This window comes from Beduinella massiliensis, assembly GCF_900199405.1.
Lineage (GTDB): Bacteria > Bacillota > Clostridia > Christensenellales > Aristaeellaceae > Beduinella > Beduinella massiliensis.
In genome coordinates this window covers 91947-110714 of the sequence record NZ_LT963428.1, presented here as the reverse complement: position 1 = coordinate 110714, position 18768 = coordinate 91947, and the positions used below count along the sequence as shown (strand labels likewise).

Genomic DNA, 18768 nt, shown 5'->3' with positions numbered 1-18768 from the left:
AAGACTTCGCAAAAGTATGGTTTTGCGAAGTCTTTTTCTTTCTCACGCCCGGGCCGGAGCCTGTCCCCCGCCCGGCTGTTCGTCCCCGCGCCGCACGCTCTCCCGCTCGATGAGCGTGAAGGGAACCAACGCGGAGCGGGGCTCCAGCGGGCGGCCGTCGGGCGAGTGCGCGTCCATGGCGTCGAGCAGCAGCTCGCAGGTGCGTCTGCCCAGCTCTTCCGGGCAGAGGTTGACGCTGGTGAGCGGCGGCTTGAGCAGCTGCGCGAGCGGCGCGTCGTTGAAGCCCACGACGGATACGTCCTCGGGCACGCGCAGGTGCAGCGCGCGCAGCAGGGTCATCAGCTCCGCGGCGACCAGGTCGTTTTCCGCCACCACCCCATCCGGCCAGCCGTCGCCCGGCCAACCGTCACCCGCGAACATCGCGCGCACGGTCTCCGCGTCCACGCGGCCCCCCGCGTCCGGCCCAGCCTCCGGCGGCGCAGGCCGCTCGATGACGCGCGGCGGCGGCAGCCCCGCCTCCCGCGCAGCCTCGCGGCAGCCGTCCAGGCGCAGCGCGGACATGCGAAAGCCCGGCGAATGCCCGCAGTAGCAAAGGCGCCTGCATCCCCGGCCGATCAGGTGGCGGGCGGCCGCGCGCCCCGCCGCGAAGTTGTCGTTGTCCACCCAGTTGACCGCGTCCTCGCCCGCGGGATGACCCAGCAGCGCGAAGGGGAAGCCCTGCGCGGTCAGCTCCGCTACGGCCGCGTCGTCCTCGCGGGTGCGCAGCAGGAGGATGCCCCCGGCGATGCCGCCCTGCACCAGCGCGCGCACGCAGGCCGCCTCGCCCTCCGGCCCCGCGGCGGAGAGCAGCACGTGACAGCCCGCGCGCGTCGCGGCCATGGTGATGCCGCGCAGCACCTCAAAGAAGAACGGCTCGCCCAGCGCCCGCTCCGGCGCGGCGGGCAGCACCGCCGCCACGATGTTGCTGCGCCTTTGCACCAGCAGGCGCGCGAGCTGGTTGGGCTGATAGCCCGCCTCGCGCATGATCCGCTCGACCCGCGCGCGGGTTTCCCCGCTGATGCGCGGGGAGCCGGACATCACGCGGCTGACCGTGGAGGGCGACACGCCCGCAAGACGCGCGATGTCCTTGATCGTGCACTTCATGGGCGAACCCTCCTGTCGGCGGCGTTAACGGATCAGCAGCAGCTCCAGCCCGTAAAGCGCGAGCAGGTGCGCGGGATAAAAGAAATAAAACACATAGCGGTTCACGCGCGTGCGCCGCTCGCCGCTGCCCCGGCCGATCAGATAAAAGGCGGGCAGGCTGCAAAGCTCCATTACCGGGCCGGAAAACACATACCCCGTAACGGCGCCGTACACGCCGAACGCGGCGAGAAACGCCAGCGCCGAAAGGGCGCACTGCCTTCCCCGGTCGCCCCGGCTGAGGTACAGCGCGGCGATGAGCGCGACGCCCATCGCGTCGTAGTCCGTATGCAGCGCGTAGGCCAGCGCCGTCGCCGCAAGGACGCACACGGCCATCGCAGCCGTTCGCCGGCGCGCGGGCAGCCGTCCGCATTCGAGCGAGCGCAGGGCCATCATCAGCAGCAGCCCGATCGCCAGCGTGAAGAAGACGTTCTGCGCCTCCGCCGTCAGACGGCCAAAGACCATCAGGTCATAGGGCGCCTCGGAAATCGCGGCAAAGACGGCCAAACGCGCAGCGTACCTTGCAGCGCTGCGCGTATGCAAAAAGCCCTGTACCAGCAGATAACAGTAAATCGGAAACGCGATGCGCCCCACCATGCGAAACGGCAGGTCCGCGAGGAGCGCCCAGTTTCCGAGTTCCCCGCTGCCTGCCTCGATCAGAGGGACTGCCAGCATGTTTTCCATCATGGCGACGCCGATATGATCCACCAGCATCGCCGCCATCGCGATGAGCTTGAGCGCGTCGTCCGTAAGGGAGCGCGCCGTCTTCTGCGGGTTCATCTCATTCCTCTTCCAGGTGCTCCAGGCCGTAACGGATGATGCCCTCCGGATGCTCGTCGGAAAGGGCGTAAAAGATCATCTTTCCGTCCCGGCGGCTCTTGACCAGCCGCGCCTGCTTGAGCGCCTTGAGCTGATTGGAGACGGCGGGCTGCGCCATGTCCAGCAGGGAGGCGAGGTCGCCCACGCACATTTCCTTTTCCACGCTGAGCGCGTACAGAATGCCCACGCGCGAGGACGCGCCGAGCATCTTGAAGAAAGCCGCGAGGTCCTCGCAGCGCTCGGGCGAGATCATGCGCGCGCGCACGTCCGCCACGTGCTGCTCGTTCACGCAGCAGGGGCACGTCTCTTCCTTCATGGGCTTTTCCTTCCTTTTGTTCAGAAACTCCGTCATTTACAAGAGGGGGCACGGGCTCCCCCGCGAAACGCGCGCAGCGGATGCCGCCGCGGTACCATCGCATTTGAAGAAACCGAACGGCCTCCCCAATCCCCTCCGGTGGTATATCTGCTCTTTTCTATATTATTGTAGGCATTTTTTGTGTCCCCGTCAAGGGGCAGAAGAAAAACCCAATCGGGCAGGCGTCAGCCCTTGACGGCGCCCGCCGTCAGGCCCTTGATGAATTGCTTGCTCATCATCAGGTACAGCGCGATGACCGGCAGGGCGGAGAGCGTCAGCACCGCCAGCACCTTGCTCCAGTCCGTCTGATACTGGCCGAACAGGCGCGTCACGCCCAGCAGCAGCGTCTTTGAGCGCTCGTCGCTGATGAAGATCAGCGGGAACCACAGGTCGTTCCAAAAGGGCACCAGGTTGTAAATCGCCACCGTCGCCATCGCCGGGCGCAGCAGCGGCAGCACGATGCGCAGGAACACCTTAAACCGCCCCGCGCCGTCCATGAAGCCGGACTCCGTCAGCTCGCCCGGCACCGTGCGCATGAAGGCCGTGAGCACGAACACCGAAATCGGGATGCCCATCGCCACGTACACCGGCACCAGCGACCAGATCGTGTTGAGCAGGCCGAGCTGGCGCACGAGCTCCAGCAGGCGGATGGAGGCGATCTTGATCGGCAGCATCATGCCCGCGATCAGGAAGAAGTACAGCGCGCCCGACGCCTTCGAGCGCCAGTGCGCGAGCGCATAGGAGCTGAGCGCCCCCAGCACGAGCACCAGCGCGATGGACAGCAGCACCACGATCAGGCTGTTCTTGAAGTACCCCAGGAAGTCACCGCTTTGCAGCACCGACTGATAGTTGGAAAAGTTCCACTGCTCCGGCAGCCAGAAGGGGTTGGAGTAGATCGTGTAGCGCGTCTTGAAGGAGTTGATCACGAGCACCCAGATCGGGAAGAGCGCGAGGATCGACCAGAGGATCAGCACGATGTGGGACGGGATGTGCAGGTTCGCCACGCGCATGGATTTCTCTCTCTTGGCCATGTCAGTCCCCTCCCTGCGTCTTGATGAGCGTGGGAATCACGAAGATGGACAGCATCACGAACGTGATCGTCGCGATGGCGGCGCCCAGGCCCGGGTCGGGAATGGCCACCGGATGCTGCCCCGCGATGCCCACGCGGTAGAACAGCGTGCCGATCAGGTCGGTCGCGTAATTCGGCGCGCCGTTGGCGTTCTCCATGGCGTAGACCACGTCGAAGGCGTTGAAGTTGTTGACGAACGTGAGGATCGCCACGATGCCCACCACCGGGCGGATCAGCGGCAGCTTGATATGCCAGAACAGATGCCAGGCGTGCGCGCCCTCGATGGACGCCGCCTCGATCAGCTCCTCCGAGATGCCCTGCAGCGCGGCCACGAACATCATCGTCGGAATGCCGACCCACTGCCAGCACGACACCAGCGCCACGCACACGAGCGCCGTCGATTCCTGGCCCAGCCACGCCTTGGCGAGGAAGCCCAGGCCGAGGCCCTCCAGGATGTCGCCCGTCCAGACGGGGCTGAGCAGCAGCTTCCACAGGTAGCCCGTCACCAGCACGGCCAGCGTCGTGGGCAGAAAGATGATCGTCTGGTACACCCCGCGCCCGCGCATGGTGCGGTTGGTGAGCATCACCGCGAAGAGGATGCCCAGCACGTTTTGTACCAGCATGTGGATGAAGAAGAAGATCCAGGTGTGCAAAAACGCCCCGAAGTAGCGCTCCGTCATCTCGCCGCCGCCGAACACGCGCACGTAGTTTTGCAGCCCCACGAACTGCCGGTTCCCCTGGTTGCCGGTGTACAGCGACAGGCGGATGGAATCCAGCAGCGGCCAGGCCATGAAGACGACGTAAAGGATCAGCGCGGGCAACAGGTAGAGCATCCAATAGGCTCCGCTGGGGCGGAGGCTCGATCCGCCCCTGAACCGGGGACGGGCCGCCGGCCGCGGGGCTGGCGCTCGCTGTGTCATATCCGTTCCCTCCTAAATGGGGAAAGGGGCCGCTACCTCCCGGCGCGGCCCCCTCTTCCCGTCTTACTTGGCGAGCTTATCGTACTCCGCCGCCATCTGATCCGCCGCTTCCTGCGGGGTGATGTCGCCCTTGAGCACCTTGATGACCGCCTGGTTCATCGGGCTGTACAGGTCCATCAGCTTCGGCCACACGAAGCGCGCGTCCGTCTCCTTGCCGTCGTTGAGCGCGAGGAATTCCGCCGCGTGCGCGTCCTCGAGCGTCACGGGCAGGCTGATGAGCGGATAGTAGCCGACCGGCAGGTTCGCCGCCGCGGCGTTCACGCCCTCCTCCGTGCAAAGCCACGCGAGGAACGCCCTGGCTTCTTCGGGGTGGGCGGTCTTTGTGTTCATGGTGATCGCCATGTCCGGGTGGAAGGTGATCGCGGTCTTGCCGCCCGCCCGCGCGGGCATCGCGAAGACGCCCCATTCAAAGCCGACGTCGGAATAGGTGCCCGCCGTCCACGAGCCGTCCATGAACATGGCGGCCTTGCCGGTGGCGAACAGGATCTGGCTGTCGTTGTAGTTGACCGCCTCAAAGCCCTTGGGCAGGTACGGGGAAACGGCCGCGAGGTCCGTAAACGCAGAGACGAACGCCTCGTCGTTCAGCTTCTTTTCGCCGTTTTCGTACTTCACGCGCTCCTCCGCGCCGCCGATGTAGTTGGGCAGCATGCCCAGGAAGAAGCACTCGAGGATGTCCCATTCCTCCGCGACGCCGTTGGCGAAGGGCGTGATGCCCGCGGCCTGCAGCTTTTCACAAACGGCAAGCAGCTCCTCAAAGGTCGTGGGGATTTCGATACCCTCCTTGGCGAAGATGTCCTTGTTGTAGTACACCGCGTGCGACACCGCCGCGAACGGCACGGCGAACATCTTGCCGTCCGCCGTCTGCCACGGGGCCAGATTCGTGGGCGTAAAGTTCTCCATGAGGCCCGGGATGTCCGTGCAGTCCGCGAAGTAGCCTTGGTCGAACAGCTCCACGCCCGTCGCGTAGGAACGCGCGTACATCAGGTCCGGGCCCGTGCCCGCGTCGAGCTGCAAACGCAGCGTCGCGTTGTAGTCCGCCGGCGTCGTGGGCTGGAACTGAATCTCCACGCCCGTCTTATCCTTGTAGATCGAAAGCAGCCGGTTCATCTGTTCCACGTCGTCCGCGCGCCAGGAGCCCATCGTCAGCACGACGTCCTCCGCCAGCGCGCCCATCATGGGCACGAGCAGCAGCAGCGCAGCCAGCGCGATCGCAAGGAACCTTTTCATGGTTACCGCCTCCTACAGCTTTTTGTGTCCGCCCCACGGGCGGCATACAACTTTACCTGTATTATAGGCGGTTTATTGTGCTATGTCAATTAAAAATAATATCGCATTATGTTGAAATCTGATATAAAAAGTGATGTATAACAAAATGTATGCGCATAAATTCTTTTCTTATGCAATTAAGCGCTGGAAAATGCAGTAAAAATGTGGACGGCGCATCGCGCGCCGTCCGTTTCATTCTTCTTTTTTCGGCCTTTCGCACGAAAGAGCAGCCCCGGCGCCGCGGTCCAGCACGGGGCGGATGCGGCGTGCCTCCGGTTCAGGCGTTGTACAGCTCCGCGTACACCCCGCCGCGGGCGAGCAGCTCCGCGTGGGTGCCCTCCTCCGCGACGCCGTTTTCGCTCAGCACCACGATGCGCTCCGCGCCCTGAATGGTCGAAAGCCTGTGGGCGATGACGAGGGTGGTGCGCCCCTTCGAGAGCGCGTCCAGCGACTGCTGCACGAGCCGCTCGCTGTGCGAATCCAGGGCGCTGGTCGCCTCGTCCAGGATGAGGATGGGCGGGTCCTTGAGGAACGCGCGCGCGATGCTCAGGCGTTGGCGCTGGCCGCCCGAAAGCCGGACGCCGCGCTCGCCGATCTGCGTGTCGTAGCCCCCGGGCAGCGCCGCGATAAAGTCGTGCGCGCCCGCGCGGCGAGCGGCCTCCATCGCCTCCTCGCGGGAAGCGCCCGGCCTGCCGTAGAGGATGTTTTCCAGCACCGAGCCCGCGAAGAGGTAATTTTCCTGGTGCACCACGCCGACGGCCGCGCGCAGCGAGGCGAGCGTCGCCTCGCGCACGTCCACGCCGTCCACGCGCACGCAGCCCGCCGTCACGTCGTAAAAGCGCGGGATCAGCGCGCACAGCGTGGTCTTGCCCACGCCGGACGCGCCCACGAGCGCGACGTACTCCCCCGCGCGCACGTGCAGGTTCACGTTTTGCAGCACCCGCTCCTGCCCTTCGCGGTAGGTGAAGGACACGTCCTCGAAGTCGATTTCCCCGCGGACGGGCGCGAGGTCCCTGGCGCCCGGGCGGTCGCGGATGGCGGGCTCCGTCTCCAGGATGTCCATGAAGCGGCCAAAGCCCGCGAACGCCTCCTGATACATCTTCGAGAGCTGGGCTAGGCGCGGGATGGGCTCCACCAGGTAGCCCGTGTAGAGGATGAACGTGATGAGGCCCGGCAGGCTCAGCGAGCCGCCCGTAATGCACAGCCCGCCGAGCACCACGACGCTGGCCGTCATGAGCTGGGTGAGCGCCTCCACACCGGTGTACAGGTAGGATTCATGGGCGTAGATGTCCTTGCGGCTGTCGCAGAAGCGCTCGTTGGCGCGGCGGAACTTTTCCGACTCCGCCGCCTCGCCGGTGAAGGACTGCACCACGCGGATGTTTTGCAGGCTGTCCTCCGCCTGCGCGTTGACCTGCGCGATGCTCTCCAGGCTACGGCGGTAGGAACGCGAGAGCCTGCGGCTGAAGAAGGCCGTGTACAGCGCGACGAGCGGCAGAAAGCCGCACAGCACGAGCGTAAGGCGCGCGTTTTGCAGGGCGAGGATCGCCAGCGCGCCGACGAACTTGCCCAGATAGACGACGAAGTCCTCCGGCGCGTGGTGGCAGACCTCCGAAAGCGATTCCAGATCGCTGGTGAGGCGCGTCATGAGCTGGCCCGTGCGCTCGCCGTCGAAGAAGCTCTGCGGCAGGCGCTGCATGTGCGAAAACAGGTCGGCGCGCATGTCCCGCTCCATCATCGCGCCCATGCCGTGGCCGCGCGCGTCGAAGAAGAAGGTGCACAGCGCGCTGACGGCGATCAGCGCGAGCATCGCGAGGCCCACGAGCAGGATCCGCCCGCGCGCATCCGCGAGGCCCTCCGCGAGCAGGGTGCCTGTGACGTGCTGCACGAGCAGCGGGAAGATGAGGGCGATGGCGGCGACGGCCGCCGCGCAGGCGATGTCCGCCGCGAGCAGGCCGCGATAGGGCCTATAGTAAGAGAAGAACTTTCCAAAGCGCGTATTCAAGAGGAGCATTTCCTTTCCTGTCGGGTCGATGATTCCAATGCGTCGCTCTGATGCTTTTCATGGGCGTTTCCTCCTCAAATGGCCGAGCCCGCGCCTTGCGCGCGGAAACCGGCAAAACTTCTGTCATTGTAGCACAAAAAAGGGAGGAAGTCGATCGCTTCCTCCCCCTGGGCACCGAAAAAGCAGCGCGTCAGCGCCTTTCCATGTCGACGCCCGCGAAGCCCTGCTGTTCGAGGTTTTCCGTGACGCCGCGCGCGTCGGCCTGCGCGAGCAGCTTCTGGCGCATGCGCACCGTCACCTTCGGGTCCTCGCAGCTTCCCGGGCCCGCGACGCAGCCGCCCTCGCAGGCCATGCCCTCCACCAGCGTCTCGGGCAGGCGACCCGCGCCGAGCAGCATCAGCGCCTTCTTGCACTCCGCCGCGCCGTTGCACTTGAGGCACGAATAGGGCGTCTCGAATTCCTCCTCGTCGAGCACGCGGCCCACCGCCGCCGCGACGCCGCCGGACTGGGCGAAGCCCTTGGCGTAGCGGCTGCCCTGCTGCGTGAAATCGGCCTGCACCTTCGCCGGATCGATCTCCCGCGCGGCGAACATCGCGTACAGCTCGTCGAACGTCAGCACGAAGTCCGCGCCGTCCGGCACGCGCCTGGCCTCGCTCTTCTTGGCGATGCAGGGGCCGATGAACACCACCGCCGCGCCGGGATGGCGCTGCTTGACGAAGCGGGCGGTGGCCGTCATGGGCGACACGGTGGAGGACACCATCGGCATCAGCTTCTTGAAGTGCTTTTCCACCATGTTGTAAAACGCCGGGCAGCAGCTCGTCGTCATGTGGCCGCCGCGCTGGGCGACCTCCTTGAGCTCCTGCGCCTCGTGCTGGGCGACCGCGTCCGCGCCGAGGGCGACCTCCAGGCAGTCCGTGAAGCCGAGCTGGCGCACCGCGCCCGCGATCTGCGCGAACGTCGCCATGCCGAACTGCCCCTCGACCGCGGGGGCGAGCACGGCGTACACCTCGCCGCGGCCGCGGATGCGCTCGATTACGTGCACGATCTGCGAGGTATCGCTGATCGCGCCGAAGGGGCAGGAGGCGACGCACGCCCCGCAGGAGATGCACCGCTCGTAGTCGATGGCCGCGCGCCGGTTCTGGTCCATGGTGATGGCGTCCACCGGGCAGGCGCGCACGCAAGGGCGCAGGGTGTCTGAAATCGCGTTGTACGGGCAGGCCTGCGCGCAGCGCCCGCACTCGCGGCACTTCTCCGGGTCGATGTACGCGCCCCGGCCCGTGACGCTGACCGCGCCGAAGGGGCAGGCCTCCACGCACTTGCGCGCCACGCAGCGCTGGCAGTTGCTGGTCACGGTGTAGCGGTTGATCGGGCAGCCCTCGCACGCCGCGTGCATCACCGCGACGACGCCCGGCTTGTTCACCCGATCCGTCGCCCAGCGCACGCGGTAACGGATGATCTCGCGCTCCCTATACACGCAGCAGCGCACCGTCGCCTGGCTTCCCGGGGGGATGAGCTCCATGGGGATCTCGTCCATGGTATCCAGGTTCAGGTTATCCTCGTAGCACAGCTGCGTGATGCGCTTGAGCACCTCGAATTTAAAGTGTTCGGTATTGCTGCAAACTGGCATAAGTTCCTCCCTTTTTTGCGCCCCGGCCCTTTCAGTGCCGGGGTACGGCGGGCTTATTGGCTCCGCCAAATTGCTCCGCCTAGTCGGCCCTTGGCTTCCCTTTTTTTGCGCCCGGTTGCTTATCGGGCTTTGCAGGTGCGCGCGCACCCGTCGTCTTAAAAGGCTCTCCCTTTTCAGCGAAGCTGACTGAGCCCCCTCGCGCCCCTATGCTGTTTTTCTTGTGCAGGGGCGCGCACTGCGCGCCCGCGTAACCTTGTGCGCATCCGCTGCTGCCTCCGGCGGGGATGCGCGCTCCGCTGGGGCCAGAAAGGGCAAGGGGGGTTGCGATTCCCCCCTTATGCCCTCTCTGGACTCTCCTATAACCCCCTAAACGCTCTTCAGCCGAGCCATCGGGCGGGCGCGCTATATTGCTCCGGGATGCCTTAGAAATCCGCTCCGCGGAAGGCATCCCTCCGCGAGCGCGCGCCTTCATCGCCCGCTGGCTCGGCTGGAAGCAACGCTTGCGTCCTATTTGGGATTGCGGCCTGCGGGCCGCAGAGGTCGTCCATGCTGCGGCCCGCAGGCCGCAATCCCACCTGGGGGAAGGCACCACGCCAGGGGGCCGTGAGGCCCCCGAGAGTGGCCGCGTTACGCGCTCCGCTGAGGCCAGGGCGGGCCAGGGGGGCCTTAGGGGGGAAATCGGAATCCCCCCTGGCCCGCCCTGGCCTCAGCGGAGCGCGTAACCCCGCCGGAGTCCGCCGCGCATCCGCACTCAGTAACGTTCAGGCGCGCAGCGCCCTCCCCCTAATAATAAGCCTTCTCCACCGTCTTGCCTAGCCGTTCCAGCTCAGTCTGTATTTCATCTATAAGCCTGAACTTGATCGTCAGATCCGCGGGCAGGTTCGGGTTCTGGTGCGCGGGGTTGACCGCCGTGCCCACGAAGAGGCGAAGGTGCGTGCAGTCCTCGAGCAGCAGCCGCGCGAGCCGGGCCGCGCCGTTGTCCTCGTCCAGGCGCTTGAAGGGGTCGGTGTCCGTCTGCGCCGCCTGCGCCGCGCGCAGCAGCTCCAGCGTGCGCGCCATGGTGAGCACGCCCTCCGTCACCAGGTCGATGCCCTCGATCCGGCCGATGGGCGGGATGTCCGGGTCGGAATAGGTCAGGGCGGTCGAAACCCTGCGGCTGAGCACGCGGCCCACCATGTTCGCGCTGGAGCCGCCGCAGACCACCTTTTTGCCCATGGCCTTCATGAAGTCGCGCACCATCTGCTCGTCCTTGTCCTTGTCCTTGGGCGGGCTGGCGAGCAGGTTCACGGACTTTCGCGGCAGCACCTTCACGGCCATCACCGTGGAGTCGTCGCCGCACTTGCCCATGTACAGGTCGCTCACCGCCTGGGAAAGCAGGGTCGAAAGGCGCAGGGCGGACATGTCCCGCGTGACCGTGCGCGTCAGCCATTCGGCCACGGAATCCCAGGTCCAGCCGAAGTTGAGCGTCGCGCCCACGCCCGCGTAAATCACGCCGTCGGACACGATCGTCAGGCTGTCGCCGGGGAGCACGTTAAAGCGGCTCTCGTACATGCCCTTGCCCGCGTACTCGCGGTAGACGCAGGGCAGCTGCACGAGCTTCCCGTCCCGCACGTAGATGCAGAACGGGTTGTCGAACTCGACCAGGTACGCCTCGCCCTCGTCCGTGATCTGAAGGACGGAGAAGGTGGAGTAGGCGACCTTGCGCACCGAGCACACCGGCAGCGTGCCCGCGATGGTCTCCACCGCCTCCTCCATCGTCGCGCCTTCCTTCAGCATGGTGACGATGATCTGGCTGGAGAGCGTCGAGAGGATGTTGGCCTTGACGCCGCTGCCCAGGCCGTCCGCCAGCACGCAGATCGTGCTGTTTTCGGTGCGCGCGACGGCGACCTTGTCGCCGCACAGCTCCTCGCCGTACTTGAACAGGCTCTTGTACGCTACATCGATCGTGTATTTCATGGCTTCTCTCCATCGTAGACGATCATGTTCTTGAGCTTGGTGAGCGTCACCTTCGTCTCCGCCGTCGTCTCGCCCAGGAGCGAGGCGATCTGCTGGGCGACGACCATCTGCTTGTCGATGACCTTCTGCGTCTGCTCGATCGTCTCCACGCGCAGCTTGTACTGGCTCTCCTCGCGGGCGACCTCCGCGGAGATGTCGCGCAGGATGCCCATGGCCATGTCGCCCTCCGGGATGTACACGACCGTCTCCAGCGCGGCGAGCCCCTGCTCCTGAAGGGTCACGCGCTTGTCCTCGATGGATTCGCGCGTCTCCAGCACGAACTGGAAGTCGCTCGCGTCCATGAGCTCGAACAGGCACTTTTTGAGCGCCTCGGCGCGCGGGATGCCGAACTTCTGCTCGGCCGCGCGGTTGAACTCGCAGATGTTGAGGTCCCTGTCCACGATGATCGTGACGTTCGGCGTGGCGGTCAGCACGACCTCGGAGAGCGACTCCGCGCGCTCGCGCATGTAGGGGATGCACATGTTGAGCTCCGCCTTGCCCTGGTAGACGGCGATCGCCTTTTCCCGGCAGGAGTTGTAGCCGCACATGCCGCAGTTGAGCTCCTGCTCCGGCGTCTCCTTGCCGGTCTGGCGCAGGATGGCGCGGATGACCTCCTCCCCGGGGACGTCCTCCTTCTCGCTGCGGTCGGTGAAGACCTTGCGCATGCGCAGGCTCTCCGGCGTGGGCGGATATTCGCGGCTGGAGCGCTTCGTGCGGTCGGACACGCGCAGCCTGCTTTCAAAGCGGCTGTGCGCGTGCTCGGAGCGCGCCGGGCCGCCGGTGCACCCGCCGACGCACGCGTTGAGCTCCATGAAGCAATGCTGCATGTCGCCGTGGCGGATGGCCTCGAACAGCTCGCCGCAGTTCGTAAGCCCCGTCACGTCCAGGAAGTTATAATAGGAAGTGCCCTCCTCGCCCATCAGGCGGCGCACCGTCTCGTTGACGCCGCCGGGCACCGGGTACATGCGCGCGATGGAGGGGTTCGCGTTGAAGAAGGGCGTCTCCTCCATGTCCTGCGGGCGCACGCCCGCCTGGGAGAGCCACGCGGCCAGGTCGTCGAACGTCAGCACCGCGTCGATGGCGCTGTCGTGGCGGATGTCGCGCGCCTCCTGCTTCTTGGCGATGCAGGGCCCGATGAAGACGACCTTCACGTCCTCGCCGAGCTGGCTGTGCAGCAGCGTGCCGTGGGCGACCATCGGGCTCACGACCGGCGCGAGGTAGGGCAGCATGTCCGGATGGTGCTTTTCGATGAAGTCGTTCACCACCGGGCAGCAGGAGGTGATGATGTGCTCCATCTTTTCCTCGCGCACCAGGCGCACGAACTCCGTCGTCACGTAGGCCGCGCCCAGCGCCGTCTCGCTCACCCGGTCGAAGCCGAGCGCGAGCAGCGCGCTCACCATCTGCTTGCCCGTGCCCTCGAACGAGCCCGTGAACGCGGGGGCGAGCGAGGCCACGACCTGCCTGCCCTCCCGCACCCACTGCTGCACCAGCGAAAGGTCGGATTCCAGCGTCTTGGCGTGCTGGGGGCAGACCAGCAGGCAGGTGCCGCACAGCACGCAGGTCTTCTCGATGATCTTCGCCTGCCCGCCCACGACCTGGATGGACTTGACCGGGCAGTTCTTGACGCACTTGTAGCAGTGCTTGCAGTTGGCCTTCTTGAGGCTGATGATGCTCATGCTTTCCCTCCTACCGCGGGCAGAACGGTCTCCCTGAAGAAGGCCTCCGTGTTGCCCGGGCCCAGCGCGTAGCGCTTGCCCTCAAATTCGACGCAGACGCCGTGCTCGCACTCGCCCATGCAGAAGGAGCCGCGCAGGTTGATCTCCTCTTCCAGGCGGGATGCCGCGACGAGCTTTTCCAGGATCGTCACCACGTCGCGCGAGCCGCGCAGGTGGCAAGACGAGCCGATGCAGATCGTGATGTCCTTCATAGCCATCCTCCATGAAAAGCGTTCTAAGATAAAGACGCGCATAACGCGAAAAATATTCGAGGCGGATTTCTCCAATTCCTGTATACGCGCGCGAATTTTGATAGAAATTAAACAATTCCGGCAATATCTTCGCTTAAAAGGACGAAGTTTGTGATTTTCTTCTAAATCTCGGCCGCATTCTCCACGTAAGCGAGCACGGCGCTCACCGCCTCCTGCAAAAGAGCCGTGAGCGGCCTGTCCCCCGCGCCCACGACGTGGGTGTTGCACCGCTCCGTCGGGATGAGCACGCGGTAGGCGTCGGACTCGCCGACGGCGGCGGCCATCTTCTCGGTGAGCTCGCCCAGCATGGAGCAGGAGAGCGCGATGGCGATGGGCCCGACGATCACGTCCGCCGAGCGCGCGCCGCGCACGACGGCGTTTTCGCCGGTCGCGCCGCGATGGGCCCCGGCGCGCAGCATGCTGGCGGTCGCCAGCGCGTTGGTGCCCAAGGCGATGAGCTCGTGCGGGGGCGTGAGCTTCTGGGAAAGTTCCTGGCAGAGCGCGCGGCCGATGCCGCCCCCCTGCCCGTCGATGACGGCGATGCGCATGTGCAGCCCCTCTTTGCAAAAAATGTCGAAATCCACCTTCATTATACCATGTTTGGAGGCAAAATGCGATTGCCGCGTCCGGAAGCTAAGACCGGCCGAAAAGAGCTTTCCCCCGGCGGCGAAATCGGATATAATAGGAACATCCACCCATCGGAGGTCACCTATGAAAAGAATCAAGCTTCTCGCCACCGGCGGCACCATCGCCTCCGGCGAAGGCGAGCACGGCCTTACGCCGTCCCTCACCGCCAAGGGCGTGCTCTCCTACCTGCCGGGCCTCTCCTCCATGTGCCATGCCGAGGCGGAGGACATCCTCTACTTGGACAGCAGCAACATCCAGCCCGAGGAATGGCGCGTCATCGCCAGGGCCTGCGCGGACACGCTCGCGGACTACGACGGCGTGGTCGTCACCCACGGCACCGACACCATGGCCTACACCGCGGCGATCCTCTCCTTCATGCTGCAGGGGCTGAAGAAGCCCGTGGTGCTGACCGGCTCGCAGCTGCCCATCACGCACCTGATGTCCGACGGGCGCGTGAACCTGGCCAACGCCTTCGCCGCCGCCTGCGCGGGCTATCCCGGCGTGTACCTGGTGTTCAACAACAAGATCATCGCCGGCACCCGCGCCTTCAAGGTGCGCTCGATGGGCTTCGACGCCTTCCAATCCGTCAACGCGCCCTACGCGGGCGAGGTGGACGCGCGCGGCGTGCGCATGCAGTTCCCCCTCCCGGTCCGCGACCAGCCCTTCCGGCTCTGCGAGCGCGTGTGCCCCGAGGTCTGCCTCATCAAGCTCATCCCCGGCACCAACCCGGCGCTGCTGGACGCGCTGGTCGCGCTGCGCTATCGCGGCGTGGTGATCGAGGCGTTCGGCGTCGGCGGGTTTCACTACCTGCGCCGAAACCTGCTGCCCCGCCTGGAGGCGCTGCACCGCGCGGGCATCGTAGTGGTCGTCACCAGCCAGTGCCTGTACGACTCCACCGACCTGGAGCGCTACGAGGTCGGCGCGCAGCTCAGCCGCCAGGCGGTCGTCGCCGCGGGCGACATGACGACCGAGGCAGCCGTCACCAAGCTGATGTGGGCCCTGGGCCAGACGGACGACCCCGCGCAGGCCGCCCGCATCATGCAGGAAAACCTCTGCGGCGAGATCGGGGAGGCGTAAAAGCGCGCGGCAAACGCACAGAGGCGCGGCCAAACGGCCGCGCCTCTGCTTGTCTTTTGCGCTTCTTCTTTTGTATTTCGCGGGGCTTCTCTTTTGTAAAATATAAGGAAAGCGCGGGGGCGCTTACCCTTCGATGTGGGGCGCGCCGGTGACGAAGAGCTGACACGCGTTCAGCCGCGCCGTCGCGGCCTCGCTGTCGTCCAGCCAGCTCAGCTCGATAGCGAACGTGCGCGTCTTCGCGCTGCCCTCATCAAAGGCGCGGGACTCTTCGTAGAGCAGGTCGCCGGAGGTCACCGTCTTGAGCACGCGGTACGCGCCGTCGGTCGTCTCGACCAGGCAGGCGTAAAGCCCCGGGGTCTGGGCCAGCGCGTCGGTGCTGCCAAAGAAAACCGTCATGTCCATGGCGTCCGCCGGGCCGCCGCCCAGGGAATCGCCGGACACCTCGAACGGGTAGCTCGCGGTCTGCATCGGCGCGACCGTGGGCCTTACGTCCACCGCCACGGGAGAAGCGAGATCGAAGCGCTGGGGATCCCCCTGCGACGCGGCCACGTCCGCCGCGCTCGCGTAGATCGCGAGGGAACCCGCCGAAAGAGAGATCACGACCGCCAGCGCGAGCAGCATGATGAGAAAGCCTTTTTGTTTCATGTCAACAACCCCCTATAAAAGTCGGGTTGCCGCTTTGCAGGGCCGCGATACCACAAAAAATAGACCCGCCCTGCAAGCCCGCACGCGCGGGCATACAACGGCAACTGGCTGCCATTCCCCCGCCGACTGACCGCCGGGGATTAGGCCCTGTAGCTTTGCGTCACAGCCTTTCGGCTGCTTTGCCTTTATCGCTGATCCAAGGAAGATCTTTGATATGCTTATTTTAACACGCCGCCGCGCGGGGGTCAAGGCGCTTACACCTTAAATCTTTTTTAATAAACGGGCCCGGCGAAACCGCCGGGCCTCCGTCAGCCGGGCCTCCGTCAGCCGATCCACCGCTGCAGCGTCTCCATGAGCCGGTCCACGTCGATGGGCTTTGCGATATGGTCGTTCATGCCCGCGCTGTGGGCCTTCCCCAGGTCGGACGCGAAGGCGTTCGCGGTCAGGGCGAGGATGGGGACGGCGCGCGCGTCCGCCCGCTTCAGCGCGCGGATCGTCTCGGCCGATTGATAGCCGTTCATCACCGGCATCTGAATGTCCATCAGGATACAGGCGTATTCCCCGGGCGCGGACGCGCCGAACTTTTCCACCGCGACCTGGCCGTTTTCCGCCGTATCCACCCGCAGGCGGTGCATCTCCAGCAGCTCGACCGCGATTTCACGGTTCAGCTCGTTGTCCTCCACCAGCAGGACCTTCTTGCCCGCCAGGCTGCTTTGGCGCTCCTCGGGCGCGGGGGCAGGCGCGCCTGAGCGCTCCTGATGGCAAAACCTGCGGAAGGTATGGACCATTTTGGACTTGAACAGCGGCTTCGTGATAAAGGCGTCCGCGCCCGCGAGCCGGAACTTTTCCTCGATCCTGGAATAGTCGTAGGCCGAAACGATGACGATGGGCACGTCCCTGCCTACCCGCGCGCGGATTTGCCGGAGCGTCTCCAGGCCGTCCATGTCGGGCATCATCCAGTCCAGGATCACGGCAAAGAAGTCGTCCCGCGCCTCGTGGGCCGCGACGACGCGGCGGACGGCCTCTGCGCCGGACAGCACCCAGCTGCACCGCATGCCCAGCTCGTTCAGGGTGTCGGTCGCGCTCTCGCACAGGATGGGGTCGTCGTCCGCCACCAGGACCGCGAGGCCCGCCAGCTCCTCGTCGCCCGCCTCGGACTCCGCGCACAGCTCGAGGGACACCGCCACGATGAATTGGGTACCCCTGCCCGGCTCGCTCCTCACCTCGATGGTGCCGTTCATCATGCGCACGATGTTCTGCGTGATCGCCATGCCGAGGCCCGTTCCCTGTATGTTGTAAATCCTGGCGTCCTCCGCGCGGGAGAAGGGCTCGAACAGATGCGGAAGGAAGTCCTCGCGCATCCCGATTCCGGTGTCGGTCACGACGAAGGAAAACTGCGCCTTGTCCCTGGCGAAGGACGGGCTCTCCTGCACGCGCAGGCCGATCGTCCCGCCCTCCGGGGTGTACTTGACCGCGTTGGACAGCAGGTTTACGAGCACCTGCCGCAGCCGCCCGCCGTCCGTCACCACCCTTTCATGGCGCACGCGGTCGGCGTTGACCTGCAGCGCCTGGCGTTTTTCCTCGGCCAGGGGCCTGAACACGTCCATCACGTCTTCCACCAGGTCCGGCAGGGAGACCTCCTCGGGCATCAGGTCGATCTTTCCGCTCTCGATTCTGGACATGTCCAGCACCTCGTTGATGAGGCCGAGCAGGTGCCGGCTGGCGGTGTTGATCTTGCTCAGGCAGTCCTGAATCTTCTCCGGGGAGCGCAGGTTCGCCTGCGCGATGACCGACATGCCGATGATCGCGTTCATGGGGGTTCGGATGTCGTGGGACATGGAGGAAAGGAAGTTCGTCTTGGCGTCGTTGGCGATCTGGGCCGCCTTGCAGGCGTCTTCCAGCGCCTGGCGCTGCCGGGCCTGCTCCATGCGCTCCTTCGTCATGTCCAGGCCGACGCTGTAAAAGGAAGGGACGCCGTCCCAGCTGTCCTCGCCGCTGACATAGCGATAGGTCAGCGTCAGGATCTTGACCGTCCCGTCCCGGGTGACGACGCGCCCCTCCACCACCGCCGCCTCGCCGGTATCCCGCGACTTGCCCATGACCTCAAGGGTGTGCGCCCTGTCGTCCGGGTGCAGATAGCCGCACTGGCTATGCAGCTCCTGTTCAAACTGCGCCTGCGTGTAGCCGATCATGTCCAGGAAGCCGCCGCCGAACCAGAGGATCGTCGTCATATCCCGGGCGTCCACCCGCGCAAAGCCGCCGTGGACGCTGTTGATCAGCGCGTCCCGCTCCTGGTCCTTCTTCGCCAGCTTGTACTCCGCGCTGTACATATCGTGGGACAGCTCGAGCCGCGCCCTGCGCCCCTCCCAGTTGATTTTCAGGTTGCGGATCATGAAGGTGCGCTCCAGAACCGGGTTGGCGAACTCCCACTGGTAGAATTCCTCCTCGCACAGCCTGTCGTTGGTGCAGAACGGGCAGGGCGAGGTCCGCCCCTGAATGACCTCGTAGCATTTGCGGCCCACGGCCTCGGACGCCTGCATGCCCAGCACCTTGCAGGAGGTCTTGTTCAGGTACAGCAGCTCATAGGTATCCATGTCGCTGATGTACGCATTGCCTTCATAGGTGTCGAGCATCAGGCGGAAGTAATGCCGCTGCTGCCGGTACAGCCGGTTCTGCTCCTCCCGCTCCGCGGCCAGCGCGTCCACGCCGGCAAACTCGGCCTGCAGCGTCCGAACGCCCGCGGCCGGATCCTCCGCGATCGTCCCCAGCAGCCGCGCCCAGGTGAAACCGCCCGCCCGCCGGGGCAGCCGGACGGTCAACTCGACGTCGCGCGCGCCCCGCGCGGCGGCCTCTTCCACCTCATGGCGGATTCTCTCAAACTCGCCGGGCATCTGTTCGTAAAGCCGGCGCAGGCTCCGAAGAGAACCCGGAACGTCCGCCGCCGCGCAGCCCGTCATGCGGCAAAAGCCGGCGTTTCCCCACAGAAGGGTCAGCGGGTCGTCCAGCAGGCAGCAAATTACCCCGGCCTTCAGCAGCTCCAGCCCCGGAGGGCACTTCATGCCCGCGGGCCGCAGCAGCTCCGCATCTTCCTGCCCGTTTCTCTCTTCTTTATCCATCATCACAATCACCTATTCCGACCGACGGCGCCTATTTATGAGATG

15 protein-coding genes and 1 riboswitch are annotated in these 18768 nt (G+C 65.5%); of the genes, 1 reads left to right on the top strand and 14 read right to left on the bottom strand.

All coding sequences use genetic code 11. The features are described 5' to 3' along the window. Positions 1-42: 42 nt before the first annotated feature. The 12 genes from C1725_RS00440 to C1725_RS00385 all read right to left on the bottom strand — a co-directional run bounded on the left by C1725_RS00440 (position 43) and on the right by C1725_RS00385 (position 13806). A complete protein-coding gene (locus C1725_RS00440) occupies positions 43-1143 on the bottom strand; it encodes a substrate-binding domain-containing protein (protein WP_102409712.1) in 1101 nt (366 codons plus the stop codon). 24 nt (positions 1144-1167) lie between these two features. Then, complete coding sequence (locus C1725_RS00435) at positions 1168-1959, bottom strand: TraX family protein (protein ID WP_102409711.1); 792 nt, start codon at positions 1957-1959, stop codon at positions 1168-1170. A gap of 1 nt (position 1960) precedes the next feature. Then, complete coding sequence (locus C1725_RS00430) at positions 1961-2314, bottom strand: metalloregulator ArsR/SmtB family transcription factor (RefSeq protein WP_102409730.1); 354 nt, start codon at positions 2312-2314, stop codon at positions 1961-1963. A gap of 224 nt (positions 2315-2538) precedes the next feature. Then, positions 2539-3384 carry an ABC transporter permease subunit gene (locus C1725_RS00425; protein ID WP_102409710.1) on the bottom strand — a complete coding sequence of 282 codons (846 nt, stop codon included), beginning with the start codon at positions 3382-3384 and terminating at the stop codon, positions 2539-2541. Between the two features lies 1 nt (position 3385). Continuing rightward, positions 3386-4255: a carbohydrate ABC transporter permease gene (locus C1725_RS00420; RefSeq protein WP_346026187.1), complete on the bottom strand. Its 870-nt coding sequence runs from the start codon at positions 4253-4255 to the stop codon at positions 3386-3388. A gap of 150 nt (positions 4256-4405) precedes the next feature. Then, complete coding sequence (locus tag C1725_RS00415) at positions 4406-5629, bottom strand: extracellular solute-binding protein (protein ID WP_102409708.1); 1224 nt, start codon at positions 5627-5629, stop codon at positions 4406-4408. Positions 5630-5945: 316 nt separating this feature from the next. Then, positions 5946-7670 carry an ABC transporter ATP-binding protein gene (locus tag C1725_RS00410; protein ID WP_346026186.1) on the bottom strand — a complete coding sequence of 575 codons (1725 nt, stop codon included), beginning with the start codon at positions 7668-7670 and terminating at the stop codon, positions 5946-5948. A gap of 190 nt (positions 7671-7860) precedes the next feature. After that, a complete protein-coding gene (locus C1725_RS00405) occupies positions 7861-9297 on the bottom strand; it encodes a monomeric [FeFe] hydrogenase (protein WP_102409706.1) in 1437 nt (478 codons plus the stop codon). Positions 9298-10080: 783 nt separating this feature from the next. Continuing rightward, positions 10081-11253: a SpoIIE family protein phosphatase gene (locus C1725_RS00400; RefSeq protein WP_102409705.1), complete on the bottom strand. Its 1173-nt coding sequence runs from the start codon at positions 11251-11253 to the stop codon at positions 10081-10083. Beyond that, positions 11250-12968, bottom strand: coding sequence for a [Fe-Fe] hydrogenase large subunit C-terminal domain-containing protein (locus tag C1725_RS00395; protein WP_102409704.1), 1719 nt, complete (start codon positions 12966-12968; stop codon positions 11250-11252). Before C1725_RS00395 ends, C1725_RS00400 begins: the two co-directional genes overlap by 4 nt. Next, entirely contained in the window at positions 12965-13219 is a 255-nt protein-coding gene (locus C1725_RS00390) for a thioredoxin domain-containing protein (RefSeq protein WP_102409703.1), read from the bottom strand. The genes C1725_RS00395 and C1725_RS00390 overlap by 4 nt, the downstream gene beginning before the upstream one ends. Positions 13220-13380: 161 nt before the next feature. Next, on the bottom strand, positions 13381-13806 hold the full coding sequence (locus C1725_RS00385) for a DUF3842 family protein (protein ID WP_102409729.1): 426 nt from the start codon (positions 13804-13806) through the stop codon (positions 13381-13383). A gap of 163 nt (positions 13807-13969) precedes the next feature. On the opposite strand from C1725_RS00385, the gene C1725_RS00380 reads away from it, so the two are divergent. Continuing rightward, positions 13970-14962 (top strand): type I asparaginase, encoded by a 993-nt coding sequence (locus C1725_RS00380; RefSeq protein WP_102409702.1) that lies wholly within the window; start codon positions 13970-13972, stop codon positions 14960-14962. A gap of 123 nt (positions 14963-15085) precedes the next feature. Here the strand turns inward: C1725_RS00380 and C1725_RS00375 are convergent, their stop codons facing one another. Beyond that, positions 15086-15607 carry a hypothetical protein gene (locus tag C1725_RS00375; protein WP_102409701.1) on the bottom strand — a complete coding sequence of 174 codons (522 nt, stop codon included), beginning with the start codon at positions 15605-15607 and terminating at the stop codon, positions 15086-15088. A gap of 96 nt (positions 15608-15703) precedes the next feature. Next, positions 15704-15801: riboswitch (cyclic di-GMP riboswitch) on the bottom strand. 129 nt (positions 15802-15930) lie between these two features. Continuing rightward, positions 15931-18726: a response regulator gene (locus tag C1725_RS00370; protein ID WP_102409700.1), complete on the bottom strand. Its 2796-nt coding sequence runs from the start codon at positions 18724-18726 to the stop codon at positions 15931-15933. Positions 18727-18768: the final 42 nt, after the last annotated feature.

Excerpts from the sequence above, each read along its gene's own strand:
- C1725_RS00385 (WP_102409729.1), bottom strand. The coding sequence starts at position 13,806 with ATGCGCATCGCCGTCATCGACGGGCAGGGGGGCGGCATCGGCCGCGCG.
- C1725_RS00435 (WP_102409711.1), bottom strand. The coding sequence starts at position 1,959 with ATGAACCCGCAGAAGACGGCGCGCTCCCTTACGGACGACGCGCTCAAG.
- C1725_RS00390 (WP_102409703.1), bottom strand. The coding sequence starts at position 13,219 with ATGAAGGACATCACGATCTGCATCGGCTCGTCTTGCCACCTGCGCGGC.
- C1725_RS00395 (WP_102409704.1), bottom strand. The coding sequence starts at position 12,968 with ATGAGCATCATCAGCCTCAAGAAGGCCAACTGCAAGCACTGCTACAAG.
- C1725_RS00400 (WP_102409705.1), bottom strand. The coding sequence starts at position 11,253 with ATGAAATACACGATCGATGTAGCGTACAAGAGCCTGTTCAAGTACGGC.
- C1725_RS00425 (WP_102409710.1), bottom strand. The coding sequence starts at position 3,384 with ATGGCCAAGAGAGAGAAATCCATGCGCGTGGCGAACCTGCACATCCCG.
- C1725_RS00370 (WP_102409700.1), bottom strand. The coding sequence starts at position 18,726 with ATGATGGATAAAGAAGAGAGAAACGGGCAGGAAGATGCGGAGCTGCTG.
- C1725_RS00405 (WP_102409706.1), bottom strand. The coding sequence starts at position 9,297 with ATGCCAGTTTGCAGCAATACCGAACACTTTAAATTCGAGGTGCTCAAG.
- C1725_RS00380 (WP_102409702.1), top strand. The coding sequence starts at position 13,970 with ATGAAAAGAATCAAGCTTCTCGCCACCGGCGGCACCATCGCCTCCGGC.
- C1725_RS00420 (WP_346026187.1), bottom strand. The coding sequence starts at position 4,255 with ATGCTCTACCTGTTGCCCGCGCTGATCCTTTACGTCGTCTTCATGGCC.
- C1725_RS00375 (WP_102409701.1), bottom strand. The coding sequence starts at position 15,607 with ATGAAACAAAAAGGCTTTCTCATCATGCTGCTCGCGCTGGCGGTCGTG.
- C1725_RS00440 (WP_102409712.1), bottom strand. The coding sequence starts at position 1,143 with ATGAAGTGCACGATCAAGGACATCGCGCGTCTTGCGGGCGTGTCGCCC.
- C1725_RS00415 (WP_102409708.1), bottom strand. The coding sequence starts at position 5,629 with ATGAAAAGGTTCCTTGCGATCGCGCTGGCTGCGCTGCTGCTGCTCGTG.
- C1725_RS00430 (WP_102409730.1), bottom strand. The coding sequence starts at position 2,314 with ATGAAGGAAGAGACGTGCCCCTGCTGCGTGAACGAGCAGCACGTGGCG.